At 59.8% G+C, this 21,281-nt stretch carries 17 protein-coding genes; 14 read left to right on the forward strand and 3 right to left on the reverse strand.

What is annotated here, in order from left to right:
- Positions 1-136: 136 nt before the first annotated feature.
- Positions 137-1,036, forward strand: coding sequence for a transcriptional activator NhaR (nhaR, locus tag ACMGGW_RS01870; protein ID WP_004932962.1), 900 nt, complete (start codon positions 137-139; stop codon positions 1,034-1,036).
- A gap of 71 nt (positions 1,037-1,107) precedes the next feature.
- Here the strand turns inward: nhaR and rpsT are convergent, their stop codons facing one another.
- Positions 1,108-1,371, reverse strand: coding sequence for a 30S ribosomal protein S20 (gene rpsT / locus ACMGGW_RS01875; protein WP_004932960.1), 264 nt, complete (start codon positions 1,369-1,371; stop codon positions 1,108-1,110).
- 390 nt (positions 1,372-1,761) lie between these two features.
- On the opposite strand from rpsT, the gene ribF reads away from it, so the two are divergent.
- From ribF to ispH, 5 genes are read left to right on the forward strand one after another with little or no spacing between them, the layout of a single operon-like run.
- Positions 1,762-2,700 carry a bifunctional riboflavin kinase/FAD synthetase gene (gene ribF / locus ACMGGW_RS01880; RefSeq protein ID WP_025301522.1) on the forward strand — a complete coding sequence of 313 codons (939 nt, stop codon included), beginning with the start codon at positions 1,762-1,764 and terminating at the stop codon, positions 2,698-2,700.
- Positions 2,701-2,732: 32 nt separating this feature from the next.
- Positions 2,733-5,549 carry an isoleucine--tRNA ligase gene (gene ileS / locus ACMGGW_RS01885; RefSeq protein ID WP_197833519.1) on the forward strand — a complete coding sequence of 939 codons (2,817 nt, stop codon included), beginning with the start codon at positions 2,733-2,735 and terminating at the stop codon, positions 5,547-5,549.
- Between the two features lie 13 nt (positions 5,550-5,562).
- Positions 5,563-6,072: a signal peptidase II gene (gene lspA / locus ACMGGW_RS01890; protein WP_025301524.1), complete on the forward strand. Its 510-nt coding sequence runs from the start codon at positions 5,563-5,565 to the stop codon at positions 6,070-6,072.
- A 1-nt stretch (position 6,073) separates the two neighbouring features.
- Entirely contained in the window at positions 6,074-6,544 is a 471-nt protein-coding gene (gene fkpB, locus ACMGGW_RS01895; protein WP_197832144.1) for an FKBP-type peptidyl-prolyl cis-trans isomerase, read from the forward strand.
- Complete coding sequence (ispH, locus tag ACMGGW_RS01900; RefSeq protein ID WP_049207248.1) at positions 6,525-7,478, forward strand: 4-hydroxy-3-methylbut-2-enyl diphosphate reductase; 954 nt, start codon at positions 6,525-6,527, stop codon at positions 7,476-7,478. The genes fkpB and ispH overlap by 20 nt, the downstream gene beginning before the upstream one ends.
- Before the next feature lie 272 nt (positions 7,479-7,750).
- On the opposite strand, the gene ACMGGW_RS01905 is transcribed toward ispH, so the two are convergent.
- Positions 7,751-8,677 carry a LysR family transcriptional regulator gene (locus tag ACMGGW_RS01905; protein WP_025301527.1) on the reverse strand — a complete coding sequence of 309 codons (927 nt, stop codon included), beginning with the start codon at positions 8,675-8,677 and terminating at the stop codon, positions 7,751-7,753.
- A 191-nt stretch (positions 8,678-8,868) separates the two neighbouring features.
- On the opposite strand from ACMGGW_RS01905, the gene pvcA reads away from it, so the two are divergent.
- The 8 genes from pvcA to kefC all read left to right on the forward strand — a co-directional run bounded on the left by pvcA (position 8,869) and on the right by kefC (position 20,596).
- Positions 8,869-9,834 (forward strand): L-tyrosine isonitrile synthase, encoded by a 966-nt coding sequence (gene pvcA / locus ACMGGW_RS01910; RefSeq protein ID WP_025301528.1) that lies wholly within the window; start codon positions 8,869-8,871, stop codon positions 9,832-9,834.
- A gap of 95 nt (positions 9,835-9,929) precedes the next feature.
- Positions 9,930-10,793, forward strand: a complete 864-nt coding sequence (locus tag ACMGGW_RS01915; RefSeq protein ID WP_049207249.1) for a TauD/TfdA dioxygenase family protein — start codon at positions 9,930-9,932, stop codon at positions 10,791-10,793.
- A gap of 24 nt (positions 10,794-10,817) precedes the next feature.
- Complete coding sequence (locus ACMGGW_RS01920) at positions 10,818-12,077, forward strand: glycosyltransferase (protein WP_025301530.1); 1,260 nt, start codon at positions 10,818-10,820, stop codon at positions 12,075-12,077.
- A gap of 263 nt (positions 12,078-12,340) precedes the next feature.
- A complete protein-coding gene (dapB, locus tag ACMGGW_RS01925) occupies positions 12,341-13,162 on the forward strand; it encodes a 4-hydroxy-tetrahydrodipicolinate reductase (protein ID WP_025301531.1) in 822 nt (273 codons plus the stop codon).
- A gap of 470 nt (positions 13,163-13,632) precedes the next feature.
- Positions 13,633-14,781, forward strand: coding sequence for a glutamine-hydrolyzing carbamoyl-phosphate synthase small subunit (gene carA / locus ACMGGW_RS01930; protein WP_071826157.1), 1,149 nt, complete (start codon positions 13,633-13,635; stop codon positions 14,779-14,781).
- A 16-nt stretch (positions 14,782-14,797) separates the two neighbouring features.
- The gene (carB, locus tag ACMGGW_RS01935) at positions 14,798-18,022 is read left to right on the forward strand and encodes a carbamoyl-phosphate synthase large subunit (protein ID WP_025301533.1); all 3,225 of its coding nucleotides are present in this window, start codon (positions 14,798-14,800) and stop codon (positions 18,020-18,022) included.
- Between the two features lie 170 nt (positions 18,023-18,192).
- A complete protein-coding gene (gene kefF / locus ACMGGW_RS01940) occupies positions 18,193-18,750 on the forward strand; it encodes a glutathione-regulated potassium-efflux system oxidoreductase KefF (RefSeq protein WP_025301534.1) in 558 nt (185 codons plus the stop codon).
- On the forward strand, positions 18,743-20,596 hold the full coding sequence (gene kefC, locus ACMGGW_RS01945) for a glutathione-regulated potassium-efflux system protein KefC (RefSeq protein WP_025301535.1): 1,854 nt from the start codon (positions 18,743-18,745) through the stop codon (positions 20,594-20,596). Before kefF ends, kefC begins: the two co-directional genes overlap by 8 nt.
- 36 nt (positions 20,597-20,632) lie before the next feature.
- On the opposite strand, the gene ACMGGW_RS01950 is transcribed toward kefC, so the two are convergent.
- On the reverse strand, positions 20,633-21,247 hold the full coding sequence (locus ACMGGW_RS01950; RefSeq protein WP_025301536.1) for a LysE family translocator: 615 nt from the start codon (positions 21,245-21,247) through the stop codon (positions 20,633-20,635).
- Positions 21,248-21,281 lie beyond the last annotated feature (34 nt).

Consider the following 21,281-nt stretch of genomic DNA (forward strand, 5'->3'; position numbering starts at 1 on the left):
ATAAAATATGTGCAGCTTCGGCCGTTCTTCGTTGGGACTAATGGGGCTATACGTTGTCTGAAGCAGGGAAAGGAAGTTTGTCGCTCGTCACGGCACACCGTTTGCCGCTGCGAAACGTTGTTAAGGAGAGCCGCTCGTGAGGATGTCGCATATCAACTTTAATCACCTTTACTATTTCTGGCAGGTCTGCAAGGCCGGTTCCGTGGTCGGCGCCGCTGAAGCGTTGTTTCTGACGCCGCAGACCATCACCGGCCAGATCAAGGCGCTGGAAGAGCGGTTGGACGGCAAGCTGTTCAAACGCCAGGGGCGCGGGTTGGTGCCTTCGGAGCTGGGGCAGTTGGTGTTCCGCTATGCTGACAAGATGTTTATGCTCAGCCAGGAAATGCTGGATATCGTCAACTATCGCAAAGAGTCGAATCTGCTGTTCGACGTCGGCGTGGCGGACGCGCTGTCGAAGCGCCTGGTCAGCCAGGTGTTGGAAACGGCGGTGGTGGTGGACAACGAACAGATCCACCTGCGTTGTTTTGAATCGACGCACGAGATGCTGCTGGAGCAGCTCAGCCAGCACAAGCTGGATATGATCCTGTCGGATTGCCCGGTGGACTCCAGCCAGCAGGAAGGGCTGTTCTCGCTGAAGCTGGGCGAGTGCGGCATCAGCTTCTTCTGTCGCCAGCCGGCGCCGGAGTTGCCGTTCCCGGCCTGCCTGGAGCAGCGCAAGTTGCTGATCCCCGGCCGCCGTTCGATGCTGGGGCGCAAACTGCTCAACTGGTTCAATACGCAGGGCATCCAGGTGGAGATTCTGGGCGAGTTCGACGATGCGGCGCTGATGAAGGCTTTCGGCATGTACCACAACGCGATCTTCGTGGCGCCGACGCTGTATGCGCAGGATACCTACAACGATGATAACGTGGTGGAGATTGGACGTATAGACAGCGTGCAGGAGGAGTATTACATCATCTTCGCCGAGCGCATGATCCAGCATCCGGCGGTGCAGCGCGTCTGCAACAAAGACTTCTCGGCGCTGTTTTCCTGCTAGCGGTTCACTGAACGCAGGGCGTAAAAAAACCGGCCTGAGCCGGTTTTTTTATCAAGCAGATAACGAAATGCTTACTGCATTGCGTTGATGCGTGCAGTCAGGTTTGACTTATGACGCGCTGCTTTGTTTTTGTGGATCAGGCCTTTAGCTGCCTGACGGTCCACCAGTGGCTGCATTACCAGGAATGCATTTTGTGCTGCTTCTTTGTCGCCAGCTGCGATAGCTGCGTCTACCTTCTTGATGAAGGTACGCACCATTGAGCGACGGCTTGCGTTATGCTTGCGGCGTTTCTCAGACTGTACGGCGCGTTTCTTAGCTGATTTGATATTAGCCAAGGTCCAACTCCCAAATATATTCTATTGAGGACAATTCAAAGGCCGAGGAATATGCCCTTTTAGCCTTCGTTTGTCAATGGATTTGTGCAAATAAGCGCCGTTTGTACAGGCGGCACTCGCTACGTTGTGATGGCGCAGGATTTTACCAGCTTCGCTCTTGGGAATACAGTGTTTCGCGAGAAAATTCGCCAATGATTTGCCGCGGCGGACGCAAGCCGTTGGCCGCGGTCGAGAATCGGCCCGGTGGCGCCGGATAAACTGCGGCGAAGCCGTTTCACGCGCAGATTATCTCCGGTATGGTATGTCTATTACATAAAGGCACCAATCGCGGGTTAACCTTACCGGCTGTACAAGGTATAATCCGCCGATTTCCACTGTTTTGAGCCAGCTATGGAGCTAATTCGCGGCATTCACAATATCCGGGCGCGCCACCATGGTTGCGTGCTCACCATCGGCAACTTCGACGGCGTGCATCGCGGTCATCAGGCGTTGCTGGAGCAGTTGAAGCAACAAGGGCAACGCCTCGGGCTGCCGGTGATGGTCATGATCTTTGAGCCGCAGCCGCTGGAGATGTTCGCCGCAGACAAGGCGCCGGCCCGTTTGACGCGCCTGCGCGACAAGGCCAACTACCTGGCGCAGGCGGGCGTCGATTACCTGCTGTGCGTCAAGTTCGATCCGCGTTTCGCCGCCAACACCGCGCAGGCGTTCGTCGCCGAGCTGCTGGTGGAAAAACTGGGCGTCAAATTCCTGATGGTGGGGGATGATTTTCGCTTTGGCGCCGGGCGTCAGGGCGATTTTCCGCTATTGCAGCAGGCCGGAAAAGAGTACGGCTTCGACGTGGTCAGCACCCCGACCTTCCGCGAAGGCGAGCGGCGCATCAGCAGCACCGCGATCCGCACCGCGCTGAGCGAGGACGATCTGCCGCTGGCAGAGACCCTGCTGGGCCACCCGTACAGCATCTCCGGGCGCGTGGTGCACGGCGATGAGCTGGGCCGCACCATCGGCTTCCCGACCGCCAACCTGCCGCTCAAGCGCCTGGTGGCGCCGGTGAAAGGGGTGTATGCGGTGGAGGTGTACGGCCTGGGGCCGCAGCCGCTGCCGGGCGTGGCCAACATCGGCACGCGTCCGACCGTCGCCGGCGTGCGCCAGCAGCTGGAAGTGCATCTGCTGGATGTCACAATGGATCTTTACGGGCGCCATATTGAGGTGGTGCTCCGCGCAAAATTGCGCAATGAACAACGGTTTGCTTCGCTCGATGCCCTGAAGCAGCAAATCGCCAATGATGTGGTGACGGCCCGGAAGTTCTTCGGGCTACAGACACCGGTTTAATCTCTATAGCCGAAAACGGAACCGAGAATCTAATGAGTGACTACAAGAATACCCTGAACTTGCCGGAAACAGGGTTCCCGATGCGCGGCGATCTCGCCAAGCGCGAACCTGGCATGCTGCAACGTTGGTATGAACAGGATCTGTACGGGATTATTCGTACTGCCAAAAAGGGCAAAAAAACCTTCATTTTGCATGACGGCCCTCCGTATGCGAACGGCAGCATTCACATTGGTCACTCGGTTAACAAGATTCTCAAAGACATTATCATCAAGTCGAAAGGGATGGCCGGCTTCGACTCGCCTTATGTGCCGGGTTGGGATTGCCACGGCCTGCCGATCGAACTGAAGGTGGAACAGCTGTACGGCAAACCGGGCGAGAAGCTGACGGCGGCCGAGTTCCGCCAGAAGTGCCGCGAGTACGCGGCCGAGCAGGTTGAAGGTCAGAAGAAGGACTTCATCCGCCTGGGCGTGCTGGGCGACTGGGATCGTCCCTACCTGACCATGGATTTCAAAACCGAAGCCAACATTATCCGCGCGCTGGGCAAGATCATCAGCAACGGCCACCTGCTGAAAGGCGCCAAGCCGGTTCACTGGTGCACCGACTGCGGCTCATCGCTGGCGGAAGCGGAAGTGGAGTACTACGACAAGACTTCGCCGTCTATCGACGTGACCTTCCACGCGGCCGACGCGGCTGCCGTGGCGGCCAAGTTTGGCGTGAGCCACTTCAACGGCGCCATCTCGCTGGTTATCTGGACCACCACCCCGTGGACCCTGCCAGCCAACCGTGCGATCTCGCTGCATCCGGACTTCACCTATCAACTGGTGCAGGTTGACGGCCAGTGCCTGATCCTGGCGGCCGAACTGGTGGAAAGCGTGATGAAACGCGCCGGCATCACCGAGTGGACGGTGCTGGGCAGCTGCAAAGGCGCCGATCTGGAGCTGCTGCGCTTCAAACACCCGTTCATGGACTTCGACGTGCCGGCGATCCTCGGCGAGCACGTGACGCTGGACGCCGGTACCGGTGCGGTGCACACCGCGCCAGGCCACGGCCCGGACGACTTCGTGATCGGCCAGAAATACGGCCTGGAAGTGGCCAACCCGGTAGGGCCGAACGGCTGCTACCTGACCGGCACCTACCCGCTACTGGACGGCAAGTTTGTTTTCAAGGCTAACGATCTGATCGTCGATCTGCTGCGTGACAAAGGCGCGTTGCTGCACGTCGAGAAGTTCCTGCACAGCTATCCGTGCTGTTGGCGCCACAAGACGCCAATCATCTTCCGCGCCACGCCGCAATGGTTCATCAGCATGGATCAGAAAGGCCTGCGTCAGCAGTCGCTGGAAGAGATCAAGGGCGTGCAGTGGATCCCGGATTGGGGCCAGGCGCGCATCGAAATGATGGTCGCCAACCGCCCTGACTGGTGCATCTCGCGTCAGCGCACCTGGGGCGTACCGATGTCGCTGTTCGTGCACAAAGAGACCGAGCAACTGCACCCACGCACCGTTGAGCTGATGGAAGAAGTGGCCAAGCGCGTCGAGCAAGACGGCATTCAGGCCTGGTGGGATCTGGACGCGGCCAACATCCTCGGCGCGGAAGCCGCCGACTACGTGAAAGTGCCGGATACGCTGGACGTGTGGTTCGATTCCGGTTCTACCCACGCCTCTGTTGTCGATGTGCGCCCTGAATTCAACGGCCACGGCGCCGACATGTATCTGGAAGGCTCCGACCAACACCGCGGCTGGTTCATGTCATCGCTGATGATCTCCACCGCGATGAAGGGCAAGGCGCCTTACAAGGAAGTGTTGACTCACGGCTTCACCGTCGACGGCCAGGGCCGCAAGATGTCCAAGTCGATCGGCAACACCGTCAGCCCGCAGGACGTGATGAACAAGCTCGGCGGCGACATTCTGCGTCTGTGGGTGGCGTCGACCGATTACACCGGCGAGATCGCGGTATCCGACGAGATCCTCAAGCGTTCCGCCGACTCTTACCGCCGCATCCGCAACACCGCGCGCTTCCTGCTGGCCAACCTGAACGGGTTCGAGCCGAGCACCGACTGCGTGGCGCCTGAAGACATGGTGGTGCTGGATCGCTGGGCGGTCGGCCGCGCGCTGGCGGCGCAGCAGGATATCGAGCAGGCTTATGCCAACTACGATTTCCACGAAGTGGTGCAGCGCCTTATGCAGTTCTGTTCGGTCGAGATGGGCTCCTTCTACCTGGATATCATCAAGGATCGTCAGTACACCGCCAAGAGCGACAGCGTCGCCCGCCGCAGCTGCCAGACCGCGCTGTATCACATCGTGGAAGCGCTGGTGCGCTGGATGGCGCCGATCATGTCGTTCACCGCAGACGAGATCTGGGGCTTCATGCCGGGCAAACGCGCGCAGTACGTGTTCACCGAAGAGTGGTACGACGGCCTGTTCGGGCTGGCGGAAGGCGAGCCGATGAACGACGCTTTCTGGGCTGAGCTGCTGAAAGTGCGCGGCGAAGTGAACAAGGTGCTGGAGCAGGCGCGTGCCGACAAACGCCTCGGCGGTTCGCTGGAAGCGGCGGTGACGCTGTATGCCGACAGCGAGCTAGCGGCTCGCCTGAACAGCCTGCAGGATGAGCTGCGCTTCGTGCTGCTGACCTCTGCGGCAAGCGTTGCGCCATTGGCGGATGCGCCGGCCGACGCGCAGGCTTCCGAGCTGCTGAAAGGGCTGAAGATCGCCTTCAGCACGGCGCCGGGTGAGAAGTGCCCGCGCTGCTGGCATTACACCACCGATATCGGCCTGGTGGCGGAGCATGCAGACATCTGCGGCCGCTGTGTAAGCAACGTCGCCGGTGACGGCGAGAAGCGTAACTTTGCCTGAGAATTCGCGCCTGATGAGTAAACCAATTTGTTCGACCGGCCTGCGTTGGCTGTGGGTTGTGGTGGCGGTGCTGGCGCTGGATTTCGGCAGCAAGCAGTGGATCCTCGCTAACTTTACGCTGGGCCAGTCCCAGCCGTTGATCCCGTCGTTCAACCTGTTTTACGCGCGCAATTACGGCGCTGCGTTCAGCTTCCTGGCCGATCACGGCGGTTGGCAGCGCTGGTTCTTCGCCGGCATCGCCATCGCCATCGTCGCGGTGCTGCTGGTGATGATGTACCGCAGTGCGGCGCAGCAGAAGTTGAACAACATCGCCTACGCCTTCATCATCGGCGGGGCGTTGGGCAATCTGTTCGATCGCCTGTGGCACGGTTTCGTAGTCGATTTCATCGACTTCTACGTCGGTGACTGGCACTACCCGACCTTCAATCTGGCGGACAGCTTTATCTGCGTGGGTGCGGCGATGATCGTGCTGGAAGGTTTCCTGTCGCCGGCGAACAAAGGCGCAAAGAGTAAAGGTGAGTAACATGACGGCTCAGATTATCAGTGACAGCGCGGTGCTGGTTCACTTTACGCTGAAACTGGAAGACGGTTCGACCGCCGAATCTACCCGCAGCAGCGGCAAACCGGCGCTGTTCCGTCTGGGTGACGGTAGCCTGTCGGCGCCGCTGGAGGCGCAGCTGCTCGGCCTGCGCGCGGGCGACAAATGCGCCTTTACCCTGCAGCCGGAAGCGGCGTTCGGCGCGGAGAACCCGGATCTGGTCCAGTTCTTCTCGCGCCGCGACTTCGCGGAAACCGGCGTGCCGGACGTGGGTACCATCATGCTGTTTACCGCCATCGACGGCAGCGAAATGCCGGGCGTGGTGCGCGCGGTGGCGGAGGATTCAATCACCGTCGATTTCAACCATCCGCTGGCGGGCCATCTGGTGACCTTCGACATTGAAGTGCTGGAGATCGATCCGCAGCAGGAGGAGACGCATGCAAATATTGCTGGCTAACCCGCGTGGCTTCTGCGCCGGGGTTGATCGTGCGATCAGCATCGTGGAACGTGCGCTGGAGCTGTATGGCGCGCCGATCTACGTACGGCATGAAGTGGTGCACAACCGCTACGTGGTTGACAGCCTGCGTGAGCGGGGCGCCGTGTTTATCGAAGAGATCGCCGAAGTGCCGGACGGTTCTATCCTGATCTTCTCGGCGCACGGCGTGTCTCAGGCGGTACGCGCCGAAGCCAAGGCGCGCGATCTGACCATGTTGTTCGACGCCACTTGCCCATTGGTGACCAAGGTGCATATGGAAGTGGCGCGCGCCAGCCGCCGCGGCACCGAAGCGATTCTGATTGGCCATGCCGGTCATCCGGAGGTGGAAGGCACCATGGGCCAGTACAGCAACCCGAAGGGCGGCATGTACCTGGTCGAATCGCCGGAAGACGTGTGGAAGCTGCAGGTGAAAGACGAAAGCAATCTGTGCTTCATGACGCAGACCACGCTGTCGGTTGATGATACCTCGGACGTGATTGACGCGCTGCGTCAGCGCTTCCCGAGCATTATCGGTCCGCGTAAGGATGACATTTGCTACGCCACCACCAACCGTCAGGAAGCGGTGCGTAACCTGGCCGGCGATGCGGATGTGGTGCTGGTGGTGGGGTCAAAGAACTCTTCCAACTCTAACCGTCTGGCTGAACTGGCGCAGCGCGTGGGCAAACCGGCTTATCTGATCGATTCGGCGGCGGATATTCAGGAGACCTGGCTGAGCGAAGCGCGCAATATCGGCGTTACCGCCGGCGCCTCGGCACCGGACGTGCTGGTGCAGGAGGTGATCTCTCGCCTGAAAGCGCTGGGCGGCCTGGACGTGCATGAAATCAGCGGGCGTGAAGAGAACATCGTGTTTGAAGTGCCTAAAGAGCTGCGGGTGGACGTTCGTCAGATTGACTGACATGCGCCGGCGGATGACAGCGGGGAGCTTAGGCTTCCCGTTTTTTTTGGAATCGTGCCGCGTTAAAAATAACATGCCATGCATATTCAAATTTTCTGCTAACTAAAGTCAAATTTATTCTGAGTATTTGAAATAACGTCGGTGTAATTAATTATATAGGCTGGCGAAAAGTCATTAATCAGAATATCATTAGGCTGCAATCTAAATGAGGCCCGGTGTTGGCAAAGTGATTACAATAATTACAATAATGGACGTTGCAGATGTTTCTTATTTTATTCCTGTCGAATATGTTCTACGGCCGTTAATCCCTTCTCCTGCAAATAGAGTTTCATATGTTCCAGCAACCGTCTGACTTTTAATGGCTGGATCTCCCTGCGCGGCATAATGGCATAGCAATTAATTTCCGGTAACCGCCAATCAGGCAATATTTCAATCAGCTCACCGCTGCGCAATTCACGTTCAACGTTGGCGAAGAAATTGCGAATGATCCCCTTGCCGGTCAGCGCCAACTCCTTCATCGCCATACCGCTGTTGGTGAACAAACGCCCCGTCATACGCATGCGGTGTTCGCCGCCGTCGCGATGGATAAGACGGACAAACTGCGGGTTGCCGAGCGGTGTAAAGGTGACCCAGTGGTGATGGCTCAGCGCCTGCGGTGAATCCGGCACGCCGTGGTGTGCCAGGTAGGCCGGTGAGGCGCATAACACTTCACGGCAGCGCGCCAGCCGCGTGGAAACGTAGCTGGAGTCGGCCAGCACACCGCCACGTATCGCCAGATCGATGCGTTGCGTGATGAGGTCTATCTTCTCATCGTGGATTTCCAGTCGCAGCGTAAGCTGCGGGTGTTCATCGAGGAAGCTTTGCAGCGCCGGCACCAGATAGTGGGTGGCGAATTCAGTGGAGGTGGCGACGCGCAGTTCGCCGACCAGCTCGCCGCGCAGCGCCGCGATCCGTTGTTGGCCACGTTCGGCTGCGTGGATCATCAGCAGGCAATCTTCATAAAAACACAATCCTGCTTCGGTCAGACTCAATGAACGCGTCGATCGCAACAGTAATTGAATGCCCAGATGTTCCTCCAGCTGGCGAATATGTTGGCTGACGGCGGAGGTCGTCATGCCCAATTCTTTTGCCGCCATGCTGAATGCGCCGCAATCGACCACTTTTGAGAAAATGGCCATGCGTTTTAAAATATTGCTCATAGTTTGTTAAGCACAACTTAACCAAGATTGTGAATTATACGGGCTAATAATATAGCACCATCTCTTCTATATTGCCTGAAGCATATAAACGCCGGGCTGATTATTATTTTGCAGAGATTTTTTCTCTTTTTGATAAATCTTATTGCGCTTATCAATAATACACCCGCGCCACATCGTAACAGGAGCTCATTGTGGACAGCGCTCAGAAAGAAGAAATATCGTTAAAGATCCTACGTGAATTATTGCAATACCGCCGCCGTTTCCCCGGCGACGACACCTCGATCGCCGAAGAAGAACGGCGGGTCACTCAGGTGCAATTGCCGCGTATTCGGGCATTCATCGAAAACGAGCAACGTATCGAATTCGTGCTGCCGGCCTTCCCGACCAAGTCGCCCAACACCAACAAGGTGATCGGTGCGGTGCCGGACATGGCGGAGCGGCTGTCGCTGATCTTCCTCAACTCGCTGTGCCAGCGCATTCAGCTCTATTACCCGCCGGGGGCGCATATCGTTATCTGCTCCGACGGTCACGTGTTCGGCGATCTGATCCGCGTCAGCGACGACGCGATCAACCACTATCAGCGCGAGATTGAAAGCCTGCTGCATGAAGTGGGCGCGACATACCTGAGCGTGTTCAACCTCGGCGATGTCAAAGGCCTGGCGGAGCATACCGATGATTATGATCTGCTGCGCCGATTGTTGGTGGAGGGCTATGCCGAATCGGAAGAGGCGATCAAACAGCAACTGATGCAGGACGAACAGGGCCTCTTGCTGTACCGCGCCATCACGCGCTTCCTGTATGAAGACAGCCAACTGCCGGGCTACAGCGGTTCCAACGCCGCGCTGCAGAAAGACGCCAAACAGCGCGCTTGCGGCGTGATCCAGCGCAGCTGGGCCTGGGGCAATCTGCTGGCGCAGCACTTCCCGGCGGCGATCCGTCTGTCGATTCACCCGCAGCCGGTCGACAGTCTGAAAATGGGTATCCACATGATGCCGACCAAAGACGACTGGCTGACGCCGTGGCACGGCGTGGCAGCCAACGTGAACGGCCAGTTCGTGCTGATGAAACGTAAAGACGCGCAGAGCCTGGACGGCGAGCTGGTAGAGATCCGCGGCACGCCGAGCCATTACCTGATCGAACAACCGCAGATGGCCTGAGGCCGCTGCATGCTTTTGCGCCCGAAATCCTGACGGGCGCGTTTTTGACGGCACGTTGCCGTGTGAGCAGCACATTCGATGCAAGGAGAATACCGATGAACAACCAACCGCTTAATTGCCATATCCAACCGAATACCCCGTTCGGCGCGATCCTGACGCCGCAGCATCCGGGGCAAAAGATCGGCGAGCTACCGGTGGCGGCGCTGCGAGCGCTGGCGCAGGAGCACCACTTGCTGGTGCTGCGCGGATTCGACTCCGGTTTCAGCGATGGGGAGGTTCTGACGCGCTACGCCGAGCAGTGGGGCGAGATCATGATGTGGCCGTTCGGCGCGGTGCTGGACGTGAAGGAACATCCTGACGCCAAGGATCATATTTTCGACAGCAGCTACGTCCCGCTGCATTGGGATGGCATGTATAAGCCGACCATCCCCGAGTTCCAGCTGTTCCACTGCGTGGCGGCGCCGTCGCAGGACGAAGGCGGGTGCACTACCTTCGTCGATACCACGCGGCTGCTGGCCAATGCGGACGAAGCGTTGCTGGATCAGTGGCTGTCGGTGTCGATCACCTACCGCATCAAGCAGGTGGTGCATTACGGCGGAGAAGTCTGTTCGCCGTTGGTGGTGCAGCACCCGAACGGCAGGGGCTTGATCATGCGCTACAATGAACCGCCGACGGAGGGGAAAAAATTCCTCAACCAGCATGCGCTGGAATATCACGGCGTGCCGGAACAACAGCAGGAACAGTTCCATCACACTCTGCAGCAGCACCTGTACGATCCGCGTCACTATTATGCCCATCAGTGGCAACAGGGCGACGTGGTGGTGGCGGACAACTTCTCGCTGCTGCACGGCCGTGAGGGCTTTACTGCCCGTTCCGCGCGTCATTTGCAGCGCGTGCATATTCAGAGCAACCCGGTGTGCGCCAATCTGGCGCTGAAGCCGGCCAACGCAGAAGCGTAAAGGAGCATTATGGCAAGGATACTGATGGCGGCGGTCGCCACTCCGGGGCACGTCTACCCGATGTTGGCCATCGCTCGCCACCTGGTTGCCCAAGGGCATCAGGTGCGGGTGATGACCGGCGCGCTGTTCCGCGAACGCGCCGAAGCGGCTGGGGCGAGCTTCGTGCCGTTCGACGCGCAGGTGGATTTCGACTATCGCCACCTGGAGGAGCATTTCCCCGAGCGCGCCGCGCTGCCGCCGGGCAATGCGCAGATGGCGCTGGCGCTGAAAGATTTCTTCGCCGCGCCGATCCCACTGTTGGATCGTCAGCTGCGTGCGGCCATCGCCGCCGAAAAGACCGATCTGCTGATGGTGGAGAACTGCTTCTACGGCGTGCTGCCGCTGCTGCAGTCCGCCGAACGGCCGCCGGTCTTCGGGATCGGCGTCACGCCGCTGTCGTATTCTTCGCGCGACGCCATTTTCTATGGCCCGCGCATCCCGCCGGCGCTGCTGCCGCGGGCGCTGACCCGCGAGCAATTGGTGGATGAAGCGACGCGGGTGTTGCTTGATGAGGTGCAGCAAAGCTTTGATGCCGCGCTGGTGCAAGCGGGCGGGCGGCCGCTGAATCGCCCGTTTACCGATGCGCTGATCGGCGGCTGCGAGCGTTTCCTGCAGTTGGCCACCACGGCACTGGAATATGAGCGCGACGACCTGCCGAGCGGTGTGCGCTTCGTCGGGCCGCTGCGCAGCGGTGGTCAACCGGCCGCGGAAGAGGCGCTGTGGGAGGAGGACGATCGTCGGCCGCTGGTGATCGTGTCTCAGGGCACGCTGGCCAATGTCGATCTGCATCAGCTGATCGTGCCGACGCTGCAGGCGCTGGCGCATCTGCCGGTGCGGGTGTTGGCCACCACCGGCGGGCGAGCGACCGAAGGGCTGATGGACGCGTTGCCGGACAACGCCCGAGTGCGGGCGTTCATCTCCTTCGAACACTGGTTACCGCAGGCGGCGCTGCTGATCACCAACGGCGGTTACGGCTCGATCAACTATGCGCTGGACAGCGGCGTGCCGCTGATTGTCGCCGGCACCGGCGAGGACAAGCTGGAGGCTGCCGCGCGCGTGGTGGCCGCCGGCTGCGGCATCAGTCTGCACACCAGCACGCCGAGCGCAGAACAGATCCTGGCGGCGGCGTCGCGTATTCTGCAGCAGCCGATCTATCGGCAACGCGCAGCGCTGGTGCGTGAGGACTATGCCCGCCACGATGCGCTCACGGCGATCGCCAACGAAGTGGCCGCCATTACCGCCTGACCTCGCAGTGTTCCTTTCCCCAGGCGCCGTTTTCGGCGCCTTTTTTCTGCATTTTCTTGCCATGGAAACTGCATGATTATGTACAATCGTCGCAGGCCGCCAAATCGGTTGAATGTTAATCTCACGACAGCGCCGCTGATGAAAGCGGGGGAATATCATAATTTTCTAATTATGAAATGAATCCTCTGGCGACGCTGAAGTGGGACGGTTACCCTGAATCGATAGCCTAATGGGATAGGCGTCAAAACAAGAAGAGAGCAAGCATGAGTGATTCACAAATCCGCATTGCGATTGCGGGCGCCGGCGGCCGGATGGGCCGTCAGTTGATCCAGGCGGTGCAGCAGGCGGAAGGCGTGGTGTTGGGAGCGGCGCTGTCGCGCCCGGGTTCAAGCCTGATCGGCGTCGACGCCGGCGAGCTGGCGGGCATCGGCGCGCTGGGCGTCAAGGTGAGCGACAGTCTGGATAACGTGGCGAGCGAGTTCGACATTCTGATCGACTTCACCCGCCCTGAAAGCACCCTGGGCTACCTGGAATTTTGCGTGGCGCACCATAAGGCGATGGTGATTGGTACCACCGGCTTTGATGACGCCGGCAAGCAGGCGATCCGCGATGCGGCGCAGCATATCGGCATCGTGTTCGCCGCCAACTTCAGCGTCGGCGTCAACCTGGTGCTGAAACTGCTTGAGAAGGCCGCGCAGGTGATGGGCGACTATACCGATATCGAAATCGTTGAGGCGCACCATCGCCACAAAGTGGATGCGCCGTCGGGCACGGCGTTGGCCATGGGCGAAGCGATCGCCGGCGCGCTGGGGCGCGATCTGAAAAGCTGTGCGGTCTATGCGCGCGAAGGCCATACCGGCGAACGCGATCCGAAAAGCATCGGCTTTGCCACCATTCGCGCCGGCGACATCGTCGGCGAGCACACCGCGATGTTCGCCGACATCGGTGAACGGGTGGAAATCACCCATAAGGCCTCCAGCCGTATGACTTTTGCCAGCGGCGCGGTGCGCGCGGCTTCCTGGTTGCATAACCGGGATAAAGGCCTGTTTGATATGCGCGATGTGCTAAGTTTGGACCAGATATAACTAAATTGAATACCATCGTGATGTGGTTGTGTTGATCATAATGCTATGATAATAGGGCAATAATTTTATTGTCCTTTTTTTTAACATGATAAATATTATGTTTTGTTGACTTTGTCATTGAAGTGGTTGTTTTTGTGTGTTTATCCTGCTGATTACCTCCGTTTTTTCCGCTGACAGTTTTTTTAGCGTCTTTTTCGTCCCATTCTGGCCGCGTTTTCCGTCATTCTTCCCCGCAACCGTTTCCTAGCCCCGGTTTTCTGTGTTTTTATCGCCGCTCACGCCGCATGAGCGCCGAGAACTGCAAAAATAAAACAAAAAATGGCAGTTTGGGTAGACAAGCCAGGCACTCATCATTAAAATGCGCCCAATTTGCCAAAAATTGGCCTCGCGGACGGTTTTTGCATTGATTTAGATCGCGATATCTGAATTAATATGCAAATATTGTGATTGATTATTCCTCGGAGGATGTTTTGATAAAGTCAGCGCTATTGGTTCTGGAAGACGGAACCCAATTCCACGGTCGGGCCATCGGGGCAGAGGGAACGGCAGTGGGGGAAGTGGTCTTCAATACGTCGATGACCGGTTATCAAGAAATCCTCACTGATCCTTCCTATTCCCGCCAGATCGTTACTCTTACTTATCCTCATATCGGCAATGTCGGCACCAATGCTTCCGACGAAGAATCCTCCGCAGTACACGCCCAAGGCCTCGTCATTCGTGACCTCCCGCTGATCGCCAGCAACTACCGCAGTGAAGAAAGCCTGTCCGACTACCTCAAGCGTCACAACATCGTGGCGATCGCCGATATCGATACCCGTAAATTGACCCGCCTGCTGCGCGAAAAAGGCGCCCAGAACGGCTGCATCGTTGCCGCCGATTCGCCGGACGCCGCGCTGGCCCTGGCCAAGGCGCAAGGCTTCCCGGGGTTGAAGGGCATGGATTTGGCGAAAGAGGTCACCACTCAAGAGGCCTACAGCTGGCAGCAAGGCAGCTGGACGCTTGAAGGCGATCTGCCGGAAGCCAAAACCGCCGCGGAACTGCCGTTCCACGTGGTGGCTTACGACTACGGCGCCAAGCGCAACATCTTGCGCATGCTGGTGGATCGCGGCTGCCGCCTGACCGTGGTGCCGGCGCAGACCCCAGCCGACGAAGTGCTGAAAATGAATCCGGACGGCATCTTCCTGTCCAACGGCCCGGGCGACCCGGAGCCGTGCGACTACGCCATCGCCGCCATCAAACAGTTCCTGGAAACCGACATTCCGGTGTTCGGCATCTGCCTGGGCCACCAGCTGCTGGCGCTGGCCAGCGGGGCGAAAACCATGAAGATGAAGCTCGGCCACCACGGCGGCAACCACCCGGTGAAGGATCTGGACAACAACACCGTGATGATCACCGCGCAGAACCACGGCTTTGCGGTAGATGAAAACAACCTGCCGGCGAATCTGCGCGTGACGCACAAATCGCTGTTCGACCACACGGTGCAGGGCATTCACCGCACCGACAAGGCGGCGTTCAGCTTCCAGGGGCACCCGGAAGCCAGCCCAGGCCCGCACGACGCCGCGCCGCTGTTCGATCACTTTATCGAACTGATTGAGACTTACCGTTCTAACGCCAAATAATCAGGAGCAGTAAAAAATGCCAAAACGTACAGACATAAAAAGCATCCTGATCCTCGGCGCGGGTCCGATCGTTATCGGCCAGGCGTGTGAGTTCGACTACTCGGGCGCCCAGGCGTGTAAAGCGCTGCGCGAAGAGGGTTACCGCGTCATTCTGGTCAACTCCAACCCGGCGACCATCATGACCGACCCGGAAATGGCCGATGCGACCTACATTGAGCCGATCCACTGGGAAGTGGTGCGCAAGATCATCGAAAAAGAGCGCCCGGATGCGGTGCTGCCGACCATGGGCGGCCAGACGGCGCTGAACTGCGCGCTGGAGCTGGAGCGTCAGGGCGTGCTGGCCGAGTTCGGTGTCACCATGATCGGCGCGACCGCCGATGCCATCGACAAGGCCGAAGACCGCCGCCGTTTCGACGTGGCGATGAAGAAAATCGGTTTGGATACCGCGCGTTCCGGCATCGCGCACACCATGGAAGAAGCGCTGGCGGTAGCCGCTGACGTCGGCTTCCCGTGCATCATCCGTCCTTCCTTTACCATGGGCGGCACCGGCGGCGGCATCGCCTACAACCGCGAAGAGTTCGAAGAGATCTGCGAACGCGGTCTGGACCTGTCGCCGACCAACGAGCTGCTGATCGACGAATCGCTGATCGGTTGGAAAGAGTACGAGATGGAAGTGGTGCGTGATAAGAACGACAACTGCATCATCGTTTGCTCTATCGAAAACTTCGACGCCATGGGCATCCACACCGGCGACTCGATCACCGTTGCGCCGGCCCAGACCCTGACCGACAAGGAATACCAAATCATGCGCAACGCCTCGATGGCGGTGCTGCGTGAGATCGGCGTTGAAACCGGCGGCTCCAACGTGCAATTCTCGGTTAACCCGAAAACCGGCCGCCTGATCGTCATCGAGATGAACCCGCGCGTGTCGCGCTCTTCGGCGCTGGCGTCGAAAGCCACCGGCTTCCCGATCGCCAAGATCGCCGCCAAACTGGCGGTGGGCTATACCCTCGATGAGCTGATGAACGACATCACCGGCGGCCGCACCCCGGCGTCGTTCGAGCCGTCCATCGACTACGTCGTGACCAAGATCCCGCGTTTCAACTTCGAGAAGTTCGCCGGCGCCAACGATCGCCTGACTACCCAGATGAAGTCGGTCGGCGAAGTGATGGCCATCGGCCGCACCCAGCAGGAGTCGCTGCAGAAAGCGCTGCGCGGTCTGGAAGTGGGCGCCACCGGCTTCGATCCGAAAGTGAGCCTGGACGATCCGGAAGCGCTGACCAAAATCCGCCGCGAGCTGAAAGACGCCGGTTCCGACCGCATCTGGTACATCGCCGACGCCTTCCGCGCCGGTCTGTCGGTCGACGGCGTCTTCAACCTGACCAACGTCGATCGCTGGTTCCTGGTGCAGATTGAAGAGCTGGTGCGCCTGGAAGAGCAGGTAGCCGAAGCGGGCATCAACGGCCTGGACAAAGACTTCCTGCGCACGTTGAAGCGCAAGGGCTTCGCCGATGCGCGTCTGGCCAAGCTAGCCGGTGTCGCCGAGAGCGAAATTCGCAAGCTGCGTCACAGCCACGGTCTGCATCCGGTGTACAAGCGCGTGGATACCTGCGCGGCGGAATTCGCCACCGACACCGCCTACATGTACTCCACCTATGAAGAAGAGTGCGAGTCCAACCCGACCAACGACCGGCCGAAAGTGATGGTGTTAGGCGGCGGGCCGAACCGTATCGGCCAAGGCATCGAGTTTGACTACTGCTGCGTGCACGCCTCTCTGGCGCTGCGCGAAGACGGTTACGAGACCATCATGGTCAACTGTAACCCGGAAACCGTCTCCACCGACTACGACACCTCGGACCGCCTGTACTTTGAGCCGGTGACCCTGGAAGACGTGCTGGAAATCGTGCGCATCGAGAAACCAAAAGGCGTTATCGTACAGTACGGCGGCCAGACCCCGCTGAAGCTGGCGCGTGAGCTGGAAGCCGCAGGCGTGCCGATCATCGGCACCAGCCCGGACGCCATCGACCGTGCCGAAGACCGCGAACGCTTCCAGCAGGCGGTCAACCGCCTGGGCCTGAAGCAGCCGGCCAACGCCACCGTTACCGCCATCGAGCAGGCGGTCGAGAAGGCGGCGGGCATCGGCTATCCGCTGGTAGTACGTCCTTCCTACGTGCTGGGCGGCCGGGCGATGGAAATCGTCTATGACGAAACCGACCTGCGCCGTTATTTCCAGACCGCGGTCAGCGTGTCCAACGATGCGCCGGTGTTGCTGGACCGCTTCCTGGACGACGCGGTGGAAGTGGACGTCGATGCTATCTGCGACGGCGAGCGCGTGCTGATTGGCGGCATCATGGAGCACATCGAGCAGGCGGGCGTGCACTCCGGCGACTCCGCGTGTTCACTGCCGGCGTACACCCTGAGCCAGGAAATTCAGGACGTGATGCGTCGCCAGGTGGAAAAACTGGCGTTCGAGCTGCAGGTGCGCGGTCTGATGAACGTACAGTTCGCGGTGAAAGACAACGAAGTCTACCTGATTGAAGTCAACCCGCGCGCCGCGCGTACCGTGCCGTTCGTGTCCAAAGCGACCGGCGTGCCGCTGGCCAAAGTGGCCGCGCGCGTGATGGCGGGCAAAACGCTGGTTGAGCAGGGCGTGACCGAAGAAATTATCCCGCCGTACTACTCGGTGAAAGAAGTGGTGCTGCCGTTCAACAAATTCCCGGGCGTCGACCCGATTCTGGGGCCGGAAATGCGCTCTACCGGGGAAGTGATGGGCGTAGGCCGCACCTTCGCGGAAGCCTTCTCCAAAGCGATGCTGGGCAGCAACTCGGGCATGAAGAAGCAGGGCCGCGCGCTGCTGTCGGTGCGCGAAGGCGATAAAGCCCGCGTGGTCGATTTGGCCGCCAGCCTGCTGAAGCAGGGCTTCGAGTTGGATGCCACCCACGGCACCGCGGTGGTGCTGGGCGAAGCGGGCATCAACCCGCGCCTGGTCAACAAGGTGCACGAAGGGCGTCCGCACATTCAAGACCGTATCAAGAACGGCGAGTACACCTACATCGTCAACACCACGGCAGGCCGCCAGGCGATTGAGGACTCCAAGCTGATTCGCCGCAGCGCCCTGCAGTACAAGGTGCACTACGACACCACGCTGAACGGCGGCTTTGCCACCGCGATGGCGCTAAAAGCGGATCCGACCGAGCAGGTGACTTCGGTGCAGGAAATGCACGCGCGTATCGGCAAGTAACCGCGCGAGAACGTTATGCCAGGGCGCTGCAGATGCAGCGCCTTTTTTTATTCAGCGAATTTGTCGGCTGGCGTTAAAAATTTCCGCTATCAATCAGTGGGCAAACTGTCACTCTGTGTGATTGGTATATGCTTGGTGTATTGGCAAGAAACGAAGGAACGACGATAACAATGATTCTGATAATTTATGCTCACCCGTATCCCCGGCATTCGCATGCCAATCAGCGCCTGCTGCAGGCGGTGAGGGATCTCCCCGAGGTAGAGGTGCGCTCGCTGTATGAGCTGTACCCCGATTTCAATATCGATATCAACGCCGAGCAACAGGCGCTGGAGCGCGCCGACCTGGTGGTGCTGCAGCATCCGATGCAGTGGTACAGCTTCCCGCCGCTGTTGAAGCTGTGGATCGACAAAGTGCTGGAGCACGGCTGGGCCTACGGCCACGACGGCAATGCGCTGGTGGGTAAAGACTGCCTGTGGGCAGTGACCAGCGGCGGCGACGAGCACCACTTCGAGCTGGGCGACTTTCCTAACTTTGCTACGCTGGCGCAGCCGCTGCAGGCTACGGCGATCTATTGCGGCATGAACTGGCAACCTTATTTCGCCGTGCACAACACCTTTACCTGCAACGAGCCGGCGCTGCTCGCCGCCGGCGAAGCCTACCGCCAGCGGTTGGTTGACTACCTGATGGAACATGCCGAAGCGGAAACCCGGGAGGCCAGCCATGGATAACCATCACATGATGATCGAGGGACTGATCTACCTCGGCTCCGCGGCGCTGTTCGTGCCGATCGCGGTGCGACTGGGGCTGGGCTCGGTGCTTGGCTACCTGATCGCCGGCTGTATTATCGGCCCCTGGGGGCTGAAGCTGGTGTCGGATGCCGAGTCGATCCTGACCTTCGCCGAGATCGGCGTGGTGCTGATGCTGTTTATCATCGGCCTGGAGCTGGATCCCAAGCGGCTGTGGACGCTGCGCGCCTCGGTGTTCGGCGGCGGCAGCATCCAAATGGTGGGCTGTGGCCTGGCGCTGAGCGCCTTCTGTTACTTCCTCGGCCTCAACTGGAAGGTGGCGCTGCTGATCGGCTTGACGCTGGCGCTTTCATCTACCGCCATCGCCATGCAGGCGATGAGCGAACGTAATTTGACGCCGTCGCCAATCGGCCGCAGCGCGTTTGCGGTGCTGCTGTTCCAGGATATCGCGGCGATCCCGCTGGTGGCGATGATCCCGCTGCTCGCCAGCAGCGGCGCCACCACCACGCTGGGCGCTTTCGTACTGTCGGCGGCCAAGGTGGTGGGCGCGTTGACGATGGTGGTGCTGCTCGGCCGCTACGTCACCCGCCCGCTGCTGCACTTCGTCGCCCGTTCGGGCATGCGCGAGGTGTTCAGCGCCGTGGCGCTGTTCCTGGTGTTCGGTTTTGGCATCCTGCTGGAGATGGCCGGACTGTCGATGGCGATGGGGGCGTTCCTCGCCGGGGTACTGCTGGCGAGCTCGGAATACCGTCACGCACTGGAGAGCGATATTCAGCCGTTCAAGGGGTTGCTGCTGGGGCTGTTCTTTATCGGCGTTGGCATGTCGATTGACTTCGGCACCCTGTTCCATCACCCGCTGCTGATCGCCTCGCTGCTGCTGGGCTTTATGTTGATCAAGGCGGCGCTGCTGTGGCTGATTGGGCCGCTGCTCGGGGTGCCGAAGCGCCAGCGCGGCCTGTTCGCCATTCTGCTGGGCCAGGGCAGTGAGTTTGCCTTTGTGATTTTCAGCGCCGCGCAGCTGGCCGGCGTATTGCCGGTCGAATGGGCCAAATCGCTGACGCTGGCGGTAGCGCTGTCGATGGCGGCCACGCCGCTGTTGTTGGTGATCGCCGCGCAGCTGGAAAAAAATGCGCCGAAAGAGGAGCGCCCGGCTGACGTCATCGACGACGAGAATGCCAGCGTGATCATTGCCGGCTTCGGCCGTTTCGGCCAGATCGCCGGCCGTTTGCTGTTGGCCAACGGCGTGCACACCGTGGTACTGGATCACGATCCGGACCATATTGAAACGCTGCGCAAATTCGACACCAAGGTGTTTTACGGCGACGCCACGCGGGCCGATCTGCTGGAGGCCGCCGGCGCCGCTCACGCCAAGGTGCTGATCAACGCCATCGACGATGTGGAAGACAGCCTGGCGTTAACCGAGCTGGCCAGGCAGCACTTCCCGCATCTGAAGGTGGTGGCGCGGGCGCGCGACGTCGATCACTGGTATCAGCTGCGGCAGCTAGGGGTGGAAAAACCGGAGCGCGAAACTTTCGAAAGCTCGCTGCGCATCGGCCGTGAAACGCTGGAACTGCTGGGGCTGGACGCCTATGAGGCGCGCGAGAAGGCGGACACGTTCCGCCGCTATAACCTGAAGATGCTGGAAGACACGCTGGAGAATTATCAGGATACTGAATTCCGTATCGCCAGCCTGCAGAGAGCCAAGGAGATGCTCAGTGCGGCCATCGAGCAGGATCAGAATCGGCTGTCGCGGGTGCAGCAGACCGGCTGGCGCGGCAGTATCGACGGCAAGGCGCCGGAAGATGAGGTGGTGGAAGCCAAAGGATAACAGCAGGGGCGCCGTAATGGCGCCCCGTTTTTTTGCTTAGCTCAACGCGACCTTGATCCCTAAGGCGATCAGCATGCCGCCCAGCAATTTGTCGACGACCTTCTGCGTCTTTTCCAGCCCGCGGCGCACCGGCCCGCTTTGGATCAGGAACACCAGCAGCGGCCACCAGATGACCGACAGGCCGAGAATAATCCCCGCGTACCACAGCTTGTCGCCCAGGCCGGAATCGATCTGCAGCACCTGGGTAAATACCGCCAGGAAGAACAGGGTGGCTTTCGGGTTCAGCAGGTTGCACAGGTAGCCTTGCGCAAAGGCGCTCTTCAGGCTGACCTGCTGCTGCGGCAGATTGCTGACGTTCATTTTGCCGCCGCCGCGCGACAGCAGCGCCTGGATGCCGATCCACACCAGATAGACCGCCCCGGCGTATTTCAGCAGGTTAAACAGCCACGGCGTGGTGGTGATCACCACCGCCAGCCCGGCGACGCAGTAGGACATGTGGGTGGCGACACCGCATATCACGCCGAATGCGGTCATCATGGCGGCTAGCCGAGGATAGCGGGCGGCGTTTTTGATCACCAGGAAAAAATCCGGGCCGGGGGAGAGCATGCCGAGGGCGGCAATGCCGGCGACGAACAGCGAAGTTTCAAGCATGGGAGCGTCTCGCGCAAAAGACAGAGTTCTGGCG

It is taken from the genome of Serratia sp. BNK-4, assembly GCF_048685115.1.
Lineage (GTDB): Bacteria > Pseudomonadota > Gammaproteobacteria > Enterobacterales > Enterobacteriaceae > Serratia > Serratia bockelmannii.